Below are 16,206 nucleotides of genomic sequence, written 5' to 3'. Positions count from 1 at the left end.
GAGTTACAAATATCAGTAGATTGGCTTTTTATGACAATCACAGAATACCATGAATCTGTTTCTAATGGTTTACCATTAATTTTAGAATAGTAAATGATGAATGTGTTTTTATTGTGATATTTGTACTTTAATACATGATTCTATGTTGAAAAATCTTTATCTACTTATTTCTTTTACTTTATTCATTTCTTTTAGTTATGGTCAGCAGCTATTACCTTTAGATGAAGAAGGTTACTTCAGAGAAATAAATGAACAAATCAAGACTAGTAAGAGTGAAAAAAATCGTTTAGAGCATTATTTGCTTTTAGCAGAGTTTTATGCTCCTACAGATAGTGTGAACAGTAAGGAAGCGCTGACTAAGGTATTGTCTTCGCCTAATAAGCATTTGTTATCTAAAGGCGTGATAGCGTATTATCAAGGGATTTATGAGACTAATCAAGGGAGTAAAAGCAAAGCGAAACAATATTATGAAGAGGCGATTAAAGAGCTGAAGGAGGATAAGGAAAATGTAGATGTTTTAATTCGAAGTTGGTATAACTACGCATATGTGCAAGTAGAAGATAAGGGGTATGAAGTCTTACTAAAAATGCTGACAGAGAAGTGTATTCCATTAAGTGAAAAGGCAGGAAATAAGTTATATCTAGCTTATGCTAATACGCAAGTAGGGTTGACCTTTATGTCAGTGGGACAATTTGATAAAGCAGAAGAGTACCACTTTAAAGCTTTAGAGGTATTAAAAGAATTGCCGGAAGAGGGAACTATTCACTTGATTACTTATTTTAATTTAGTGAGTAATTATTGTTATCAGGCTAATAGCACTGCAGCTAAGATCTATTTAGATAAAGCGACTCAACTGTTAGAACAGTACCCTAATTCGAGACAGTATCCCAATTATTATTATCAATTAGCAATGTATCACACCACTAGACAGGAGTATAAACCTGCTCTAGTGAGTTTAAATAAAGGAATAGAACTCTCTAAGCAAATGAAGCAACCTAAGCTTACTCAAATGCTTTATTTCCGCGTTTATAATGTTTATTTGATGCAGAGTGATTACGAGGGAGCTAAACTTATCTTAGAGCAGATCTTAAAGGATAATATCTTGAGTAAAGAAGCTGTTAATCGCAAAATAACTTTTACACAGTTAGCAGCTGTTAATGAGGTGTTAGGCGATTATAAAGAAGCTTATCAATGGATGAAAAAATCAAGTGTATTAGGAGATAGCCTCCAACAACAAAAGCTGTTGGAAAAGATGAACGAATTAGAGATTATACACGATACTCATGATAAGGAGCAGACAATTAACCAATTAATACAAGAAAAGAAGGAAGATGCTTTGATTGCTAAAAATAGAAATATGCGTATGCTGTTTTTAGTAATAGGGCTAGTACTAAGTGTAATCATAGCCATATTAGCTTTTCGAAATTATAAAAATCAACAAAAGCTAAATCAACAGATTAGCATAAGCCATCAACAAGATTTGATAAACTTAGAGAATAAGCGAAAATATGAAGCTTCTCAGGATGTATTAAAAGGGGAAGAACAAGAAAGACAACGTATTGCTCAAGATCTACACGATAGCATGGGAGGAATGTTAGCGAATATAAGGATGTCTATTTCTTCTGCAGAGACGAGTGAGTCTAGTGAGCTATTAGTTAAAATAGATAAGTCTATCATAGAAATGAGGAGGATATCTAGAAACCTAATGCCTGAGACACTAAAGAATTTAGGATTAGAAATTGCTTTAAAAGAATTGTGTGAATCTATGACGTATGAAAAAATGAGTATTCAGTTCGAAGCATTTACTATCAGTACCACTATTCCTTTTCAGACACAATTAGTTTTGTATCGCATAGCACAGGAAGGATTGAGTAATATAATTAAATATGCTCAAGCAGATAATGTGATTGTACAGATTAGTCAAAACGAAGACTTGTTGACTCTGACAATAGAGGATGATGGAGTAGGATTTGACACTACTAAGGTAATATATGGATTAGGGATTAAAAATATGGAAAGTAGAGTACAGTTAATCAATGGAACATTAAGTATAGACTCTCAAAAAGGACAAGGAACAACGATAAATGTAGAGTGTAATGTGTAATAAGGATATAATCACGTTAGCGATAGTAGATGATCATCCAATGATATTAGAAGGCTTAAAATCATTGTTTCAAGTAGATGAGAGGTACCAATTATTCTTTTTCAGTAGTGGAGAGGCAATAGTAGATTTTATACAGAAGAATAAAGTAGATGTGGTATTACTAGATATAGTACTCAATGATGGCAGTGGATTAGATTTCTGTAAGATGATTAAACAGAAATCCCCTAATATTGTTGTGATAGGGATAAGTAATCAGGAAGAGAGAAGTATTATCTTTCGATTTTTAGAGAATGGAGGGAATGGATATATTCTGAAGAATGCTGACGCTAAAGAAATAGTCGAATGTGTAGAAAGAGCTATTAATGGAGAGTTAGCATTGAGTAAGAAAGTACAAGAGATTATGTTAACTCAATTATCTAATCCTGTAGAATTGCCTCGACTGACTAAAAGAGAGCAGCAGGTGCTACAAGCTATATCTAATGGATTGACTTCTGCAGAAATAGCGGATAAACTATTCATATCAGTAATTACAGTGGAGACTCATAGGCGAAATCTGTTACAGAAATTTAAAGCAAAGAATATGTTTGAACTTGTAAAAATAGCTACGGAGAATAAGTTAATCTGATTTATTCTCCGTAGCAGTTGTTTATTGAGTTAGTTAGATTTGTCATTTTATAAGCCTATTTTTCCTTCTACCCAGAAAGGCTGCGTAATGATATTGTTAGAAGAGACTCCTTTTGCTCGTAGTGCCTTTCTAAACTTCTGAATACTCTTTCCATTACCCATTAGGTAGAATTGACCATGAACTAGTTTATTCCAACGGTAAGTATCTATAGATTCTAAATAATCTACTGCAGGGTATACTTCTTTATCATCTGATTTTTCAATATACTCCATATGAGGTAGATGGTCATTGGCATAAGGGATAGAATGATCACTTAACTCAAGTAGACCTTCTAGTTTATGGTTATTCTTTTTCATTTCTTCTTGTAATGCCTGACAGAATCCTATACAAGTATCATCACCATAGAAGAAATGGTAATAGGTGTTCTCATCATAGATATTTAGACCTCTAGGTAAACTAGAAGTGAGTTCAGTACCTATTGTTATATTCTTGAAAAAAGTAGTGCCAGGACCTTTCGCTTTTTGATGAAATATTACATCAAAGTACCCTTCTTCTTTATTAAAAATGCTAGGAGTGTAATTGCGATATTCTGTGTCTGATATTTGCATTAATATGGCTTGTCCTATTTCGTATTTAGCATTAGAAAGGTCAGCTTCAAAACGTATTCTCAATAAGCCATTAGCTAGCTGTTCTTTTTGTGTAACTACTACAGTAACAAACATCTTACTCCATGCAGTCTTTACTATTGTACCTATTAGTTTTGGAATCTTTGGCATTTTCTTCTCTTTTAGTTTTAAGCAAAATTCATTAAAAAGAAGGAATAGGATGTAAAACTAAAATAGGAGAAGATTGGATAAAAGAGGGGAAAGTGTAGAATTAAGAATTAGGAGTTATGTACATCTCTAAATTTAGTTGACTGCTTCCTGTTTTCTATTCTCTTTTTCCTTATAAAAAAGAGCTTAATTCACAGTATAGAATTAAGCTCTTACAGTATCTCTAAATTGTAGAGGAGTCTGATAGGTTAGTTTTTTAAACATACGAGAAAAATACGTATGGTCTTCAAAACCTAGGTTAAAGGCAATTTCTTTAACAGGTTTGTTGGTGTAATATAGTAAGCGTTTCGCTTCATCTAGTATTGATTTCTTTAACCAATAACTAACTGTTTGTCCTGTGGTTTTCTTTACACAGTCATTTAGATGTGCTGTTGTAATACTTAATTCATTAGCAAAATAAGAAGGAAGGTTCAGATGTGTCTGGTGTGTGATTAGGCGTTTAAAGTTGCTTGTAATCACTGTTGGTTGTGATTGAGTCCCTAACTCTTTGTTTTGTAAGTTATGCGTTGTTTGAGAACAAATGCTATATAATGCAGTAGAGAATAGCCCATTAATGATCTGCATCTTATGTTGGCTATTGGTAGCCGTATGTTTCTTCATTAACTCAAAAGTAGTAGCAAGCATTTGCATCTCTTCTTCTTTTATGTTTAGAAGTTGTTGACTTTCTGGTAAAGTATAAAGCAAGTCATTGAGATCATTAGGTATTCTATACTCTTGTATGCCTAAAAGATAACCAGTGAAGTCATCGCTAATGTGTCTAACGTTGTGTATTTGGTAAGGTTTGACAATAAGTATGTTATTGCGTAAGGCAGTGAATGTCTCCATTTCACAGTCCATTCTCATCTCTCCATTAGTTACAATAGAAATTACATAGTAATCATCTCTATGTGTGTGGTTAATGATAGACTTTTTTTGTTCTATATGTGTATGATCCTTTATATAAATACCTCCTAATGCTTTAGGAGACTGGCTATAAGTGATAATATCATTAGTATGAGTCATTATATTGTTATTTAATAGACTACAAATATACTGTAATTATTTAGAATCTATTTAAATAGAGAATAAATACTTTCGTAAAGGGGTGTGAAATAAGGCAATATGTATAAGTTATGATATACAAAAAGGGCATAAACTGTCAAAAGTTTATGCCCTTTAATATTATGAAATACTATTAATTAGCAGCATTTACGATAGCGACAAAGTCATCAGCTACAAGAGCAGCTCCACCGATAAGACCACCGTCTACATCAGGTTTAGAGAAGATTTCTTGAGCATTACTAGGTTTAACACTTCCTCCATAAAGAATAGAAGTATTCTCAGCAACAGATTTATCATACTTTCTATCAATTTCTTGACGGATAAAAGCATGTATTTCTTGTGCTTGCTCTGGAGTAGCTGTCATTCCTGTACCAATAGCCCAAACAGGCTCATAAGCAATAACGATATTATTCCACTGCTCTTTAGTAAGGTGGAATAACCCGTCTCTTAATTGGTTAAAGATAACGTTTAAGAACTGTTTGCTTTCTCTATCTTTTAGCTCTTCTCCTATACAGTAGATCACACGCATATTATGACGTAATGCAGTATTTACTTTATCAGCTAGTACAGCATCAGTTTCATTAAAGTAATGTCTTCTTTCAGAGTGTCCAATGATTACAGTCTCTACACCAATGCTTGTAAGCATTTGAGCAGATATTTCACCTGTGAATGCTCCACCTTCAGCTTGATGCATATTTTGTGCAGCTACTTGTACATTAGTTCCTTCTAAATGTGCTACAGCACTAGCAAGGTTTACAAAAGTAGGAGCTACAATTACTTCAACTTCTTTCCCTGAAGGTAATTTTTCAATTAACTCGTCTAATAGAGTATGCGTTTCAGAATATGTCTTGTGCATCTTCCAGTTACCAGCAACGATTGAATGTCTCATATTATTGAATTTTTTTAAGTAAGTCTTTTATTTGATCGAAGTTCTTTTCAGTAGCATTGTATAGTGCTATTTTTCCTTCTTTATCTACTACGATATAACGAGGGATCCAGTTTAAATCTAGTGATTTACCAAAGTCTCCTTTCATTCCTTTTCCTTCTTTAGAGTAGTAGTGAAGTCCTTCAATACCGTATTTTTCAATTGCTTCTTTCCAAGATTCTTCTGTTTTATCAAGAGAAAGATTTACGAATGCTACATTCGTAAACTCTGCTTTAATCTCTTTCATAGTAGGAACCGCTTTGATACAATCAGGACACCAAGCAGCCCATACATCTATAAGGATAGCTTTTCCTTTTTGTTGATCAAGGATTTGTTGAAGTGTAATTGACTTCCCATCTAATTCAGCAAAGTCTTGTTCTAATGCTCTAGAAGCAAATACAGTTGTATCTTTTACTTGTTCTACTTCTGGTGTAGCAGAAGTCTCCTCTTGTAATGTAGTTGAGATTTCTTCTGTAGTTGTTTCTGCTTTTTCTTTACAAGAAGTAAATACTGCAGCAGCTAGTGCTAATGTTATGAATATTTTTTTCATTGATTCTATTTCTGTTTTATTGTTTTAATTTAACTTGATTCTAGGGTCTAAATAAGCATATATCAAATCTACTAAAATAGTAATGATTACGAAAGAAGAAGAGATAATAAGTACTGCGCCCATAATCACAGGTAAGTCTAGTGTATTCAGTGCATCTACTATTTCTTTACCTAGGCCATTCCACCCAAAGATATATTCAACAAAGACTGCTCCTGCCAGCATTGAGGCAAACCATCCTGATAATGCTGTAACTACAGGATTCAGAGAGTTTTTTAAAGCGTGTTTATAGATAACCTGTGTAGTGCTTAATCCTTTAGCTTTGGCTGTGCGTATATAATCTTGATTAAGTACTTCTAATAGTGTATTTCTCATTAACTGAATTACAACAGCTAATGGTCTTATTCCAAGTACTATCGAAGGTAATATAGCATTCTTTAGCACTAAATGTCTTCCTTCTCCGAAATCATCAACCTCATAGAGACTTCCTGTCATCGGTAGTCCAGTGTAACTATGCAGTACGTACCCGAATATCCAAGCAAATAAAATAGCACTGAAGAACGAAGGAATACTCATCCCAAAAGTACTTATAATAGCTATTGTTTTGTCTAGCCATGTGTTTTTAAATAGAGCTGAAACAACACCTAGTAGTACACCAATACCAAGCGCAATACTAATAGCTAATGTTGCTAATAGAATAGTGTTTGGCAAGGTTTCTCCTAATATGGTACTTACTTTCTTACCACTTTTTTGGAAGCTTTCTCTTAAGTATGGTGTCTTCAGCATCAAGTTGTATTGCCCTGTGCTAAATAGGACTGTTCCATTGTACTTTTGATCGGTATTAAAATTGTAATCTCCTTCTGTTTCACTATGTACAGAGATAGGAGATAAGTCATTTAAGTAAAGCAGATATTGCTTTCCTTTAGGTTGATCAAAACCATACTTTTTTTTGATAGCTAATAGTTGTTCTGAGTTTTCATTCTGGTCAAGCATCATCCTAGCTGGATCTCCAGGAAGAATATTAAATAGAAAGAAGACAACAGTAACTACACCAAACAAGGTGAAGAATGCGTATAATAATTTCTTTAAAAAATAACTTAACAAGGTCGTGTAGGCTTATTTTAAGTTTACAGATTCTCTGTCATTCCAATGTTTCTTCTCTACAATAACACCATTTTCTATTACTACTATACTTGGGTTACCACGCTCTATTGTTTTTAGTGTAGTCCCATCACATGTATAGTAGTCAAAAGGAAGTTTGTATTTACTAACTACAGATTCTATTAAGTCTTGATTCGAAGCAGTCATACCAGCTACTACATATCCTTTAACAATAGCTTTATTAGCAAAGTCTTTCATTGCTTCTAGGCCTTTTTCATCAGCTCTAGTTAGGTCATAAGAGATAAGCATTACTAATTTCGGTTCTGCCATCATCATAGATAGGTGGTCAATACCGTCTTTATCCATAGTCAAATCATGAATAGGAGGTTGGTATCCTTCAGAGATAAGTTTCTCTTCTCTTCTTAGGTATTTAGCACCTTCAGGTAATTTAGTTAACTCTTTATCAGAGAACTTGCGCTCTTCACCATTTACATCATAGTAGAACGTAATCTCATAAACTGCTTTTGGAGCGTCTTCAGGAATCTCCATTCCTTTTACGATATCAGTACCTACTTTATAAACTCTGAAGTCTTTTAAAGGTAAATGGTTCAATACCCAGTATCCCATAAAACTACATAGTACTAAAGACAGAATCATTATAATATTGTTAATCTTACCAGAGAAGATAGGTTTTATTACTTGATTATATTTCATGATAATAAGAATCAAGATAAGTAATACAATATCCTTTGTGAAAGATCCCCAAGGTGTTAGTGGAACAGCATCCCCAAAACAACCACAATCTGTTACTTTATTAAAGAATGCAGAGTAGAAGGTAAGGAATGTGAAGAATACAATCATTAAGAACAGTAAAGTAATTGTCAATTTTCGCATATACCCTATTAATAGAGCAACTCCTAATAGTACTTCAGCAATCACAAGAGTCACTGCCAATCCTACGGCATAGGGAGCTAGGAAAGGAATATTTAATACAGCTTCAGAGAAGTATTCTTCTAACTTATATGAGAACCCCATAGGGTCATTTAGTTTCACTAATCCAGAAAGGATAAATAGTATTCCTACAAATATTCGAGATAATTGAGCAATTATTTTCATAGTTATTTGATTGTATTAGAACAGTGATTTATTGGTTTGGTAAATCTAAGTGTATCAATGCGAATACAGAATAGTTTAGCATATCTTGATAGTTAGCAGCTATTCCTTCTGATACAATGGTTTTTCCTTTGTTATCTTCAATTTGCTTTACACGCAATAGTTTCTGTAAGATAAGATCTGTTAATGAACTAACTCTTAAATCACGCCAAGCTTCTCCATAGTCATGGTTTTTATCTTCCATTAATTGCTTTGTTTCAGCTACTTTTTGATCGTATAAAGCAATTGCTTCTTCAGTAGATAAGTCAGGTTGATTCGCAACTCCTATCTCTAAATTGATAAGTGCCATCACACAATAATTGATAATACCAATGAACTCAGGGATTTCTCCTTCATCTACCTTTCTAACTTCATTCTCTTGAATACTTCTAAGGCGTTGTGCTTTTATAAATATTTGATCAGTCAACGAAGGCATTCTAAGGATTCTCCATGCGCATCCATAGTCTTTCATTTTCTTGGTATATAAATCTCTGCATATCGCAATTACTTGATCAAATTGAGTAGAAGTCGTATTCATTTGGATTATATTTGTGTAATATTTTTTCAAAAATACTAATAATACTAACCCTTTGAAAGAGGTAGAAGTATTTTAGCTGTTTTTAATTATATAAAACTACATAAAAAAGTAACGCATTACACACAATGACAATAAATTGTAAAGGAGAATTGATTGATTTAAGTTCTCCAAAAATAATGGGAATATTAAATATCACACCTAATTCTTTTTTTGATGGAGGAAAGTATAAGTCTGATCTAGCTTTTTTAAACCATGCAGAGCAGATGATAATGCAAGGGGCTGACTTTATCGATGTAGGAGCGTATTCTAGTAAACCTAGTGCAGAGTATGTCAGTGAAGAAGAAGAGATAGAACGTATCGTACCTATTGTAGAGTTACTTCAAAAAGAGTTCCCGACTATGCACCTTTCTATAGATACCTTTAGAGCAGGTGTTGCTAGAGCTACAATAGCTGCTGGAGCTTCTATTATAAATGATATTGCCGCAGGGCATTTAGACGAGCAGATGTTGCTCACTGTAGGGGAGTTACAAGTACCTTATATTATGATGCACATGAGAGGAACTCCTCAGACGATGCAGACGATGACTACATATAATGACTTAGTAAAAGAAGTGAAAATATACTTCTCAGAACGAGTAGCAAAAGCAAGAGAATATAAGATTAATGATATCATACTAGACCCAGGCTTTGGCTTTGCTAAAACATTAGAACAAAATTATGAGCTGATGAGTAAAATGGAGTTGTTATCTTCTTTTGAATTGCCTATTTTAGTAGGTATATCTAGGAAGTCTATGATCTATAAGTTATTTGATATTACTCCTCAAGAGGCATTAAATGGAACGACAGTATTAAATACAGTGGCTTTACAAAAAGGAGCTCATATCTTAAGAGTTCACGATGTGAAAGAGGCTGTACAAACAAGAGAAATAATAAAACAATTGAGTATATGAAAAAAGTGCTACTATTAATACCTGCTTTACTATTATTAGTGAGCTGTAATAAGAAAGAGATGCAATTAAGTAGAGCTTCTTTTATTGTTGAAGAAGGAATAGATGATCATTCACCTATTTACTTTGAAACAGGAGAAGAAGGGAAGAGCTTTAATTTAAATGATGCCAACAGAATTGCTGGTACGAACTATATTGTTTCTGTTCAACGCGATTTGAATGCTAAAGAAGTATTACAAGAGATAAAGAGAATTAAAGATCACAAATATGCAGAAGACAATATGCATAGAGATGAGAAGGGAGTATATCTAAGTTATGCTGATACACTACACAAGCATCTTTCTCTTTTTCCAATTAAAGACTTAGACTTTGGTTTCGTAGGACCTACTTCTCTAGATAAAGTAGTATATCTAAAAGATGCTAATAACTTCTTAGTAGAAGGTAAGTCAGTAACTAAAGACCAATTAATAGAGGCTATAAAAGATAAAGATAGTCTACAACTAGGAGTGAATAAAGACGTAACATACGAAACTTATTTACAGACTCGTATTTTCTTTGTAGAAAAAGAAGTAGTAGACCAGTTTTTAAAGACAGATTTAATTTATTAGTCGAATCGTGAAACTGTGAAATCGTTAGTTTGTGAAACCGTGAAACCGTTTTTTTGTGAAACTGTCCACTGTAAACCAATTGACTGAAAATGTTAACCGTAAACCGTAAACCGTCCACTGTAAACTGTCCACCGTTCACCGTTCACTGTAAACCATAAACCTATTCGTGATGATAAGGTTCATTGCGCAGGATAGTGAATCCTCTATAAATCTGTTCGATAATAAATAAACGAATCATCTGATGGGAAAATGTCATTCTAGAAAGTGATATTTTCCCTTTTGCATTTTTATACACGTCCTCTGAGAAACCATAAGGTCCTCCGATAACAAATACTAAGGTCTTGATACCAGAGTTCATCTTCTTTTGTAGCTCATCAGCGAAGCTAATACTCGTAAACTCCTTTCCTTTGTCATCTAGTAAGATTAGCTGATCAGTAGAGCCTATCTTAGATAAGATTAGTTCCCCTTCTTTTTGTTTCTGCTGATCTTCAGACATATTCTTCGCATTCTTGATATCAGGAATTACCTCTAGGTCAAACTTTACATAAAAAGACAATCTCTTCATATATTCATCCATTAACGTTTGTAATGGTTTACTGTCTGTCTTTCCTATTGCAAGTAATTTGATATTCATCTGTCTGATTTATTTTTTGCAAAAGTAGTTTTTTTATAGAAAATAGCACACTGTCTAAGGTGTATTTATAGCCAATGTAATACTAGGTTGCAGATATACAACGCAATTTTAGTGATTAATGCGATCATAGTAAGGTGTGTTTAAGTTAGTTGGTGTCGTTGAATAGAATGGTGTATCTCTTTGCGCATAAAAGGTATAAATACAAAAAGAGATATATACACCCACAGTATTAATAAGGTTATCAAAAAGGAGGTTAGAATGAGAAAGCTAATCGATGAAATATAGTTTTGTAATAGATTAATCGAGTTAAAAGAAGGAGCTATAACTAGTATTATAGGGCCTCCGAGAGCCATAGTAGCCACTCTAGTTAAATACCATTTCTTATTGCTTTCTTTATTGATCTTTTTGAGTTCTATCTGCCATCTGATCCCCATACCTATAAAGCCTAAAAGAAGTATAAAAGAGGTAATTATAAATATTTCTAAATAGTAATTAGGCAGAGTTAAACCAATAGCAAAACTCAATAAAAATATAGCTAGTGAAACAATTATTTTAGGAATAGTGAAGAAACTTAATAAGACCTTATACATCTGTTTTAAGTAACTATTCGTTGCCAGTTTTATTTTAGAGTCCACTACATCACTAAACCCAAATATCCCAAACTTCTTAAACTCTCTGTCTAGTGCTGTTTCAAAAGGAAGTGAACCATCCTCTCTCCATTGAGACTCTATTCCATTAGCTAAGTGATCGACTAGCTCCAGTTCGATATCATAATATTCTACATAGTGCTTCTTTACGAAAGTGTGTAGAGCTTGTATTTGGTCAGTAGTTAGAGTTTTCATAATAGTAGTTATAGGGTGTTAAACTTCTTTATAGTAGCTTCTTTTTCTAGTTTGAGCTTAGGAGATATAACATTGTATGTAATGTATATCCAGAGTCCTACGAATAAGATAAGTACACTTGATAACACAATAGACTTATTAGCTATAAACCTTCCGAAATAATACGTGATGTATAGAGCAGATAAAGGAAATGCTATTACAGATAACCTTATTCTATCCATAAACCACTTCTTTTGAGTCGCTTTATGAAGCTTTTTAATTTGAGTCGCCTCTACGATAAAATAAATAAAAACTAGAGGCATTAGACTCCATATAATCACAGAGACTATATCTCTATTCTCAAACATAGTTGATAGATAATTAAGTGATGTATATATGATATAAAAGAGCGCACTCGTTAAGAGTAATTTAGGCCAATGCAGGAAGCGCAGAACTTCTTTTAGAATAATGCCAAGATAAAAATACGTAAGACTATTCTCCTTTTTCTCAATGATTGTACTAAACCCAAACACCCCAAACTTCTTAAACTCTCTGTCTAACGCTGTTTCAAAAGTAAGTGAGCCATCCTCTCTCCATTGAGACTCTATTCCATTGGCTAAGTGATCGACTAGCTCCAGTTCGATATCATAGTATTCTACATAGTGCTTCTTTACAAAAGTGTGTAGAGCTTGTATTTGGTCAGTAGTAAGTGTTTTCATCATGATTTTACGCTTATTTAAAGGCTTCAGTAGCTTTCACTATTAATCTGAAATCAGTCCCTTCTATAGGAGTATCAGTTTCATATGTGTATTCTAGGTTATTGTATTTAAAACGAATAGTTTTCGGAACTTCAATCTTGTTGACTATAAATTGAAAATAACCTGTATTATCAGTAGTAGTGACTATTGTATTGTTATTTAGAACCTGTATGCCAGCCACACCTTTGTTATCTTGTTTATCTATAACTGCTCCTAAAAAAACAAAGTCATTTTCTTTAAGTGCTACAATAGGATATTGCTGACCCATATCTTCTTTTTTCTTTTTGTTTAGATTAGTGCTGTATCTCATAGAGCCATTAATCATTGAGAAATTAAGAATATTCATGTCTATACTGTTAAAAGCCTTCGCTCTAGTATCATAAGAAGCATATGGATATACTAATAATTTGTCATTAGGGAGTTCTATTACTTGACTACCGAAAGTCTGTGATCTATTAGTGTTTACATTTATCCTATCTATAAATATAAGATATTCGTAGTTCTTTATTTTACCTGCTTTATAGTAATGTAGAACAAAGTCTTTGTACTTTAATTGAGTTTCTAAATCAGCGTGTTGTAATACTAAGAAACAAGTATGCCAACTAGCCTCATCTAATTTTAAATCTTCTCCATTAATTAATCTTTCTATTATAGGAAGTACTATCTCTTGGTTCTCCTTATCATAAGAGTAGATAGTAGAGTTTAACTCATTTTTAGCAATGCTATTTTGTTCTTTATCATACAGAGTTCTATAGTGTTGGTCTTTGTATAATACATCTACCAGTATCTTATTTATATCTTCTGATACTTGACAGTAAGATATACCAGTGAATAATAATAGGATTATAAGGTTAATTGTTTTTTTCATCACACTTCAGTTTTGCTTAGTTGTTGTTTGTAAGATTTATAAGTAATTAGTGTCCAGGTTAATGAAAAAGGAATAAATAAAGCCCCTCCAATTATAAAACCTTGAGTGAAGCCTAGTAAATCTCCTTTTTTAAGTAAATGTTGAAAGAGTAGGATACTTATGAATAACGCTACTATTAATGCATTATAAGAAGTTATCTTCTTAATTCTCTTCTTTAGATAAACAGCGTGTTCACTTACTATCGTTTTGATATAGTGTCTAAGTATAAATACTATATTCAATGAAACTAGAGCTAATAATATTGAAACTATAAAGTATAAACTATCTGAAAACACTAGAACTGTCATTTGACAAACAGTAATAATTATCCCCAATAAGATAGAGTTATTCTTTATTCTACTATCTTTTTCAATCCAGTTTTTAGAGATAAAGTAGGGTGTGTTTTTATAGAAATGATAAGGATCTGTTTTTAATAAATCCTTCCAGTTTATAAAAGTCTGTCTAAAAGCGTCTTCATATTCACTCCCCTCATTCATTAACTCTTCTATCTCAGAGGCAATATGATCCAATACTTCATCACGAGTATCTTGATACTTGATATTGTATTGAGTGATTAAGGTCTCTTCTATATGTTTTATTTGGTCAGTAGTAAGTGTTTTCATAATTACAATATTTTAGATGAAACACTGTTGTATTCTTGGTTATGTTTTAAGGTCAAATACATAGCTATACTTGATAAGAAAATAGCTAGTAGTAAAAATGTTAGGTTTAAGTAAACTATCGAAAAAGTACTCGTGAAACTGTAATATAAAGCTACCATACCATCTAAAACAAATAAACTAAACCAAGCAACGCCTTTGATATGTTCAGTGTAATAATCTAGTTTAAAATTCGCGTAACGATTCTTTTTATACTTGAGGTACCCCATTACTAACATAGGAAAAGCTGTTATAGCTAAAGCAAGCCCTAAGATGAATAATTGATCTTTGATAAAAAAATGAAATATAAAGGTAGTGAATACAGCCAAAACAAATAGTAGCCCAATGCTCTGCATATCTTTTACAATTAGTGAATTGACTATAAATCTAGGCGTTTTGTTGATCACCCAATTAGAAGGCTTTAGTTGACTATGCCATTTAGCTATTGTTATTTTACTCGCTTCGTGAAAATAAGCACCCTCACTCATCAGTTCTTCTATCTCACAGGCAATATGATCTAGTACCTCATCACGAGTATCTTGATACTTGATATTGTATTTAGAGATTAGAGTATCCTCTATCTGTTTTATTTGGTTAGTAGATAGTGTTGTCATGGTTTAGATAATTAATTATATTACTTTAGATTGTGATAGTTCATTCTTTTTTTTAAGTACCATAGGTCTCAGTTTATTGAGAATGATGAAAGGGATAATCAGCAAGAGTGTAAATAGAATACTTTTAGGTACCCAGATAAAAGCGCTGTTTGAATAGATAAACTGTTGAGAAGTTTTACTAAAACAAAGAATTATCATAGGTATTAAAGAGAAATAGGTTAGCTGCTTTACTAGTAAATAGTACGCATTAGAAATATATCTTTTTGTATTTCCTAGATAAGGTAATTTACAACTACTATCACTTTCTATCATGATAACTAGATTAAAAGTTACAATCGTAGCTAAATAACCAACATTAAATATTCTGTCTATAAAATACCATGTACTTGAAATATTAAATAGTAGAAGTGTACCAATAAAAATAGCTAGTAGATAGAACACTTTAGAAGTTACAAAGTACTCTTTTATACCTAAACCGATGATACGCAAGTACTCATATATTTGGGCTTTATTCATCTGAGTTTGCACTTTGCTTAATCCTTTAACCCCGAATTTATTAATCTCTATAGTCAAGGCCTCTTCAAAAGATATTTGAGTATTAGATTCACTCCATTGTTGCTCAATACCATTAGCGATATGGTCTGTCAGTTCTTCTATTACCTCTATGTATTCAACCTTGTGGTTGATTAGTTCTTGTCTAATTTTATCTAGTTCTAGTGGTTGTAGTGTTTTCATAGCATTTTCTTTTTTTAAGCAATCTGTGTACGTTGTTGTTTACTATTCTCCATAGATAACAGTATAATATTGATACAGTGGTATAGAACAATTAATGAGAGTAAGTTAAAATTCTCTACATGAAAGTCATTAACCCTAAAAGACTCAATTTTTATTCTTAATAAAAAAGTGGATACTAGTAGTATTCCTCCAGATACCATCGCTTTTAGAATCAAATAAGAAGCTCTATAGTGCTGTCTCTTTCTATTCTTAATAAGTAGAAAAACAGATAATACAAGACCTATCAAACTAATTGTAAAAAAGCTAGTAGTGTATGTAATATTATCCAATTTTAGAATGAATAGGTTTATTACAGCAAATAGAGAAGTGATAACACCTGCTATTCTCCATCTGTTGTCATCTCTGCGATACCACGTATTAGAGATAAAAGAAGGGACGTGTCTATACTTAAAGTCTTTTCTAGGAGTCAACATAGGATGCCATTTATCAAATACTTGTATAAAAGCTTGTTCAAACTCGTATCCTGTATGATATAGCTCTTCTATTTCACAGAAGATATGATCTGTCAATTCTTCTTTAAGATTGGCATAACGCACATTATATCTTGCTATCTCAGCGATAATTAGTTGTTGTTGGTTTATAGTAAGTGTTTTCATT

General features: G+C 32.6%; 19 protein-coding genes. 4 read left to right on the top strand and 15 right to left on the bottom strand.

Annotated elements, in window-relative coordinates; translation table 11 throughout:
• Nucleotides 1-142: 142 nt before the first annotated feature.
• A complete protein-coding gene (locus tag E0Z07_RS17650) occupies nucleotides 143-2,104 on the top strand; it encodes a tetratricopeptide repeat-containing sensor histidine kinase (protein WP_131541066.1) in 1,962 nt (653 codons plus the stop codon).
• Nucleotides 2,097-2,729, top strand: coding sequence for a response regulator (locus tag E0Z07_RS17645; RefSeq protein ID WP_006261761.1), 633 nt, complete (start codon nucleotides 2,097-2,099; stop codon nucleotides 2,727-2,729). Before E0Z07_RS17650 ends, E0Z07_RS17645 begins: the two co-directional genes overlap by 8 nt.
• A gap of 47 nt (nucleotides 2,730-2,776) precedes the next feature.
• Here the strand turns inward: E0Z07_RS17645 and E0Z07_RS17640 are convergent, their stop codons facing one another.
• The 7 genes from E0Z07_RS17640 to E0Z07_RS17610 all read right to left on the bottom strand — a co-directional run bounded on the left by E0Z07_RS17640 (nucleotide 2,777) and on the right by E0Z07_RS17610 (nucleotide 8,866).
• Entirely contained in the window at nucleotides 2,777-3,505 is a 729-nt protein-coding gene (locus E0Z07_RS17640; protein WP_006261760.1) for an FAD-binding oxidoreductase, read from the bottom strand.
• 201 nt (nucleotides 3,506-3,706) lie between these two features.
• Nucleotides 3,707-4,564 carry an AraC family transcriptional regulator gene (locus tag E0Z07_RS17635; protein WP_006261759.1) on the bottom strand — a complete coding sequence of 286 codons (858 nt, stop codon included), beginning with the start codon at nucleotides 4,562-4,564 and terminating at the stop codon, nucleotides 3,707-3,709.
• A gap of 172 nt (nucleotides 4,565-4,736) precedes the next feature.
• The gene (tpiA, locus tag E0Z07_RS17630; protein ID WP_006261758.1) at nucleotides 4,737-5,492 is read right to left on the bottom strand and encodes a triose-phosphate isomerase; all 756 of its coding nucleotides are present in this window, start codon (nucleotides 5,490-5,492) and stop codon (nucleotides 4,737-4,739) included.
• Nucleotide 5,493: 1 nt separating this feature from the next.
• Nucleotides 5,494-6,078, bottom strand: a complete 585-nt coding sequence (locus tag E0Z07_RS17625) for a TlpA family protein disulfide reductase (RefSeq protein ID WP_006261757.1) — start codon at nucleotides 6,076-6,078, stop codon at nucleotides 5,494-5,496.
• A gap of 24 nt (nucleotides 6,079-6,102) precedes the next feature.
• The gene (locus E0Z07_RS17620) at nucleotides 6,103-7,179 is read right to left on the bottom strand and encodes an ABC transporter permease (RefSeq protein ID WP_006261756.1); all 1,077 of its coding nucleotides are present in this window, start codon (nucleotides 7,177-7,179) and stop codon (nucleotides 6,103-6,105) included.
• A gap of 12 nt (nucleotides 7,180-7,191) precedes the next feature.
• Entirely contained in the window at nucleotides 7,192-8,292 is a 1,101-nt protein-coding gene (locus E0Z07_RS17615; RefSeq protein WP_006261755.1) for a BT_3928 family protein, read from the bottom strand.
• 28 nt (nucleotides 8,293-8,320) lie between these two features.
• The gene (locus E0Z07_RS17610) at nucleotides 8,321-8,866 is read right to left on the bottom strand and encodes a DUF1599 domain-containing protein (protein WP_006258549.1); all 546 of its coding nucleotides are present in this window, start codon (nucleotides 8,864-8,866) and stop codon (nucleotides 8,321-8,323) included.
• A 125-nt stretch (nucleotides 8,867-8,991) separates the two neighbouring features.
• Here E0Z07_RS17610 and folP point away from each other — a divergent pair, with 125 nt between their 5' ends.
• A complete protein-coding gene (folP, locus tag E0Z07_RS17605; RefSeq protein ID WP_006261754.1) occupies nucleotides 8,992-9,816 on the top strand; it encodes a dihydropteroate synthase in 825 nt (274 codons plus the stop codon).
• Nucleotides 9,813-10,421 carry a hypothetical protein gene (locus E0Z07_RS17600; RefSeq protein WP_006258547.1) on the top strand — a complete coding sequence of 203 codons (609 nt, stop codon included), beginning with the start codon at nucleotides 9,813-9,815 and terminating at the stop codon, nucleotides 10,419-10,421. Before folP ends, E0Z07_RS17600 begins: the two co-directional genes overlap by 4 nt.
• A 160-nt stretch (nucleotides 10,422-10,581) precedes the next feature.
• On the opposite strand, the gene rlmH is transcribed toward E0Z07_RS17600, so the two are convergent.
• The 8 genes from rlmH to E0Z07_RS17560 form a co-directional block, all read right to left on the bottom strand.
• Entirely contained in the window at nucleotides 10,582-11,055 is a 474-nt protein-coding gene (gene rlmH, locus E0Z07_RS17595; RefSeq protein ID WP_006261753.1) for a 23S rRNA (pseudouridine(1915)-N(3))-methyltransferase RlmH, read from the bottom strand.
• 140 nt (nucleotides 11,056-11,195) lie between these two features.
• Entirely contained in the window at nucleotides 11,196-11,897 is a 702-nt protein-coding gene (locus E0Z07_RS17590; protein WP_006261752.1) for a hypothetical protein, read from the bottom strand.
• A gap of 8 nt (nucleotides 11,898-11,905) precedes the next feature.
• Nucleotides 11,906-12,598 carry a hypothetical protein gene (locus tag E0Z07_RS17585; RefSeq protein ID WP_006261751.1) on the bottom strand — a complete coding sequence of 231 codons (693 nt, stop codon included), beginning with the start codon at nucleotides 12,596-12,598 and terminating at the stop codon, nucleotides 11,906-11,908.
• Nucleotides 12,599-12,608: 10 nt separating this feature from the next.
• Nucleotides 12,609-13,502, bottom strand: a complete 894-nt coding sequence (locus E0Z07_RS17580) for a hypothetical protein (protein ID WP_006261750.1) — start codon at nucleotides 13,500-13,502, stop codon at nucleotides 12,609-12,611.
• Nucleotides 13,502-14,164: a hypothetical protein gene (locus E0Z07_RS17575; protein WP_006261749.1), complete on the bottom strand. Its 663-nt coding sequence runs from the start codon at nucleotides 14,162-14,164 to the stop codon at nucleotides 13,502-13,504. Before E0Z07_RS17575 ends, E0Z07_RS17580 begins: the two co-directional genes overlap by 1 nt.
• Nucleotides 14,165-14,166: 2 nt before the next feature.
• Nucleotides 14,167-14,814, bottom strand: coding sequence for a hypothetical protein (locus E0Z07_RS17570; RefSeq protein WP_006261748.1), 648 nt, complete (start codon nucleotides 14,812-14,814; stop codon nucleotides 14,167-14,169).
• A 15-nt stretch (nucleotides 14,815-14,829) separates the two neighbouring features.
• Entirely contained in the window at nucleotides 14,830-15,549 is a 720-nt protein-coding gene (locus tag E0Z07_RS17565; RefSeq protein WP_006261747.1) for a hypothetical protein, read from the bottom strand.
• A 14-nt stretch (nucleotides 15,550-15,563) separates the two neighbouring features.
• Entirely contained in the window at nucleotides 15,564-16,205 is a 642-nt protein-coding gene (locus E0Z07_RS17560; protein WP_006261746.1) for a hypothetical protein, read from the bottom strand.
• Between the last annotated feature and the right edge of the window lies 1 nt (nucleotide 16,206).

Origin of the sequence: Myroides odoratimimus, from assembly GCF_004337635.1 — a bacterium.
Lineage (GTDB): Bacteria > Bacteroidota > Bacteroidia > Flavobacteriales > Flavobacteriaceae > Flavobacterium > Flavobacterium odoratimimum.
This window is presented reverse-complemented; position numbering and strand designations above follow the sequence as displayed.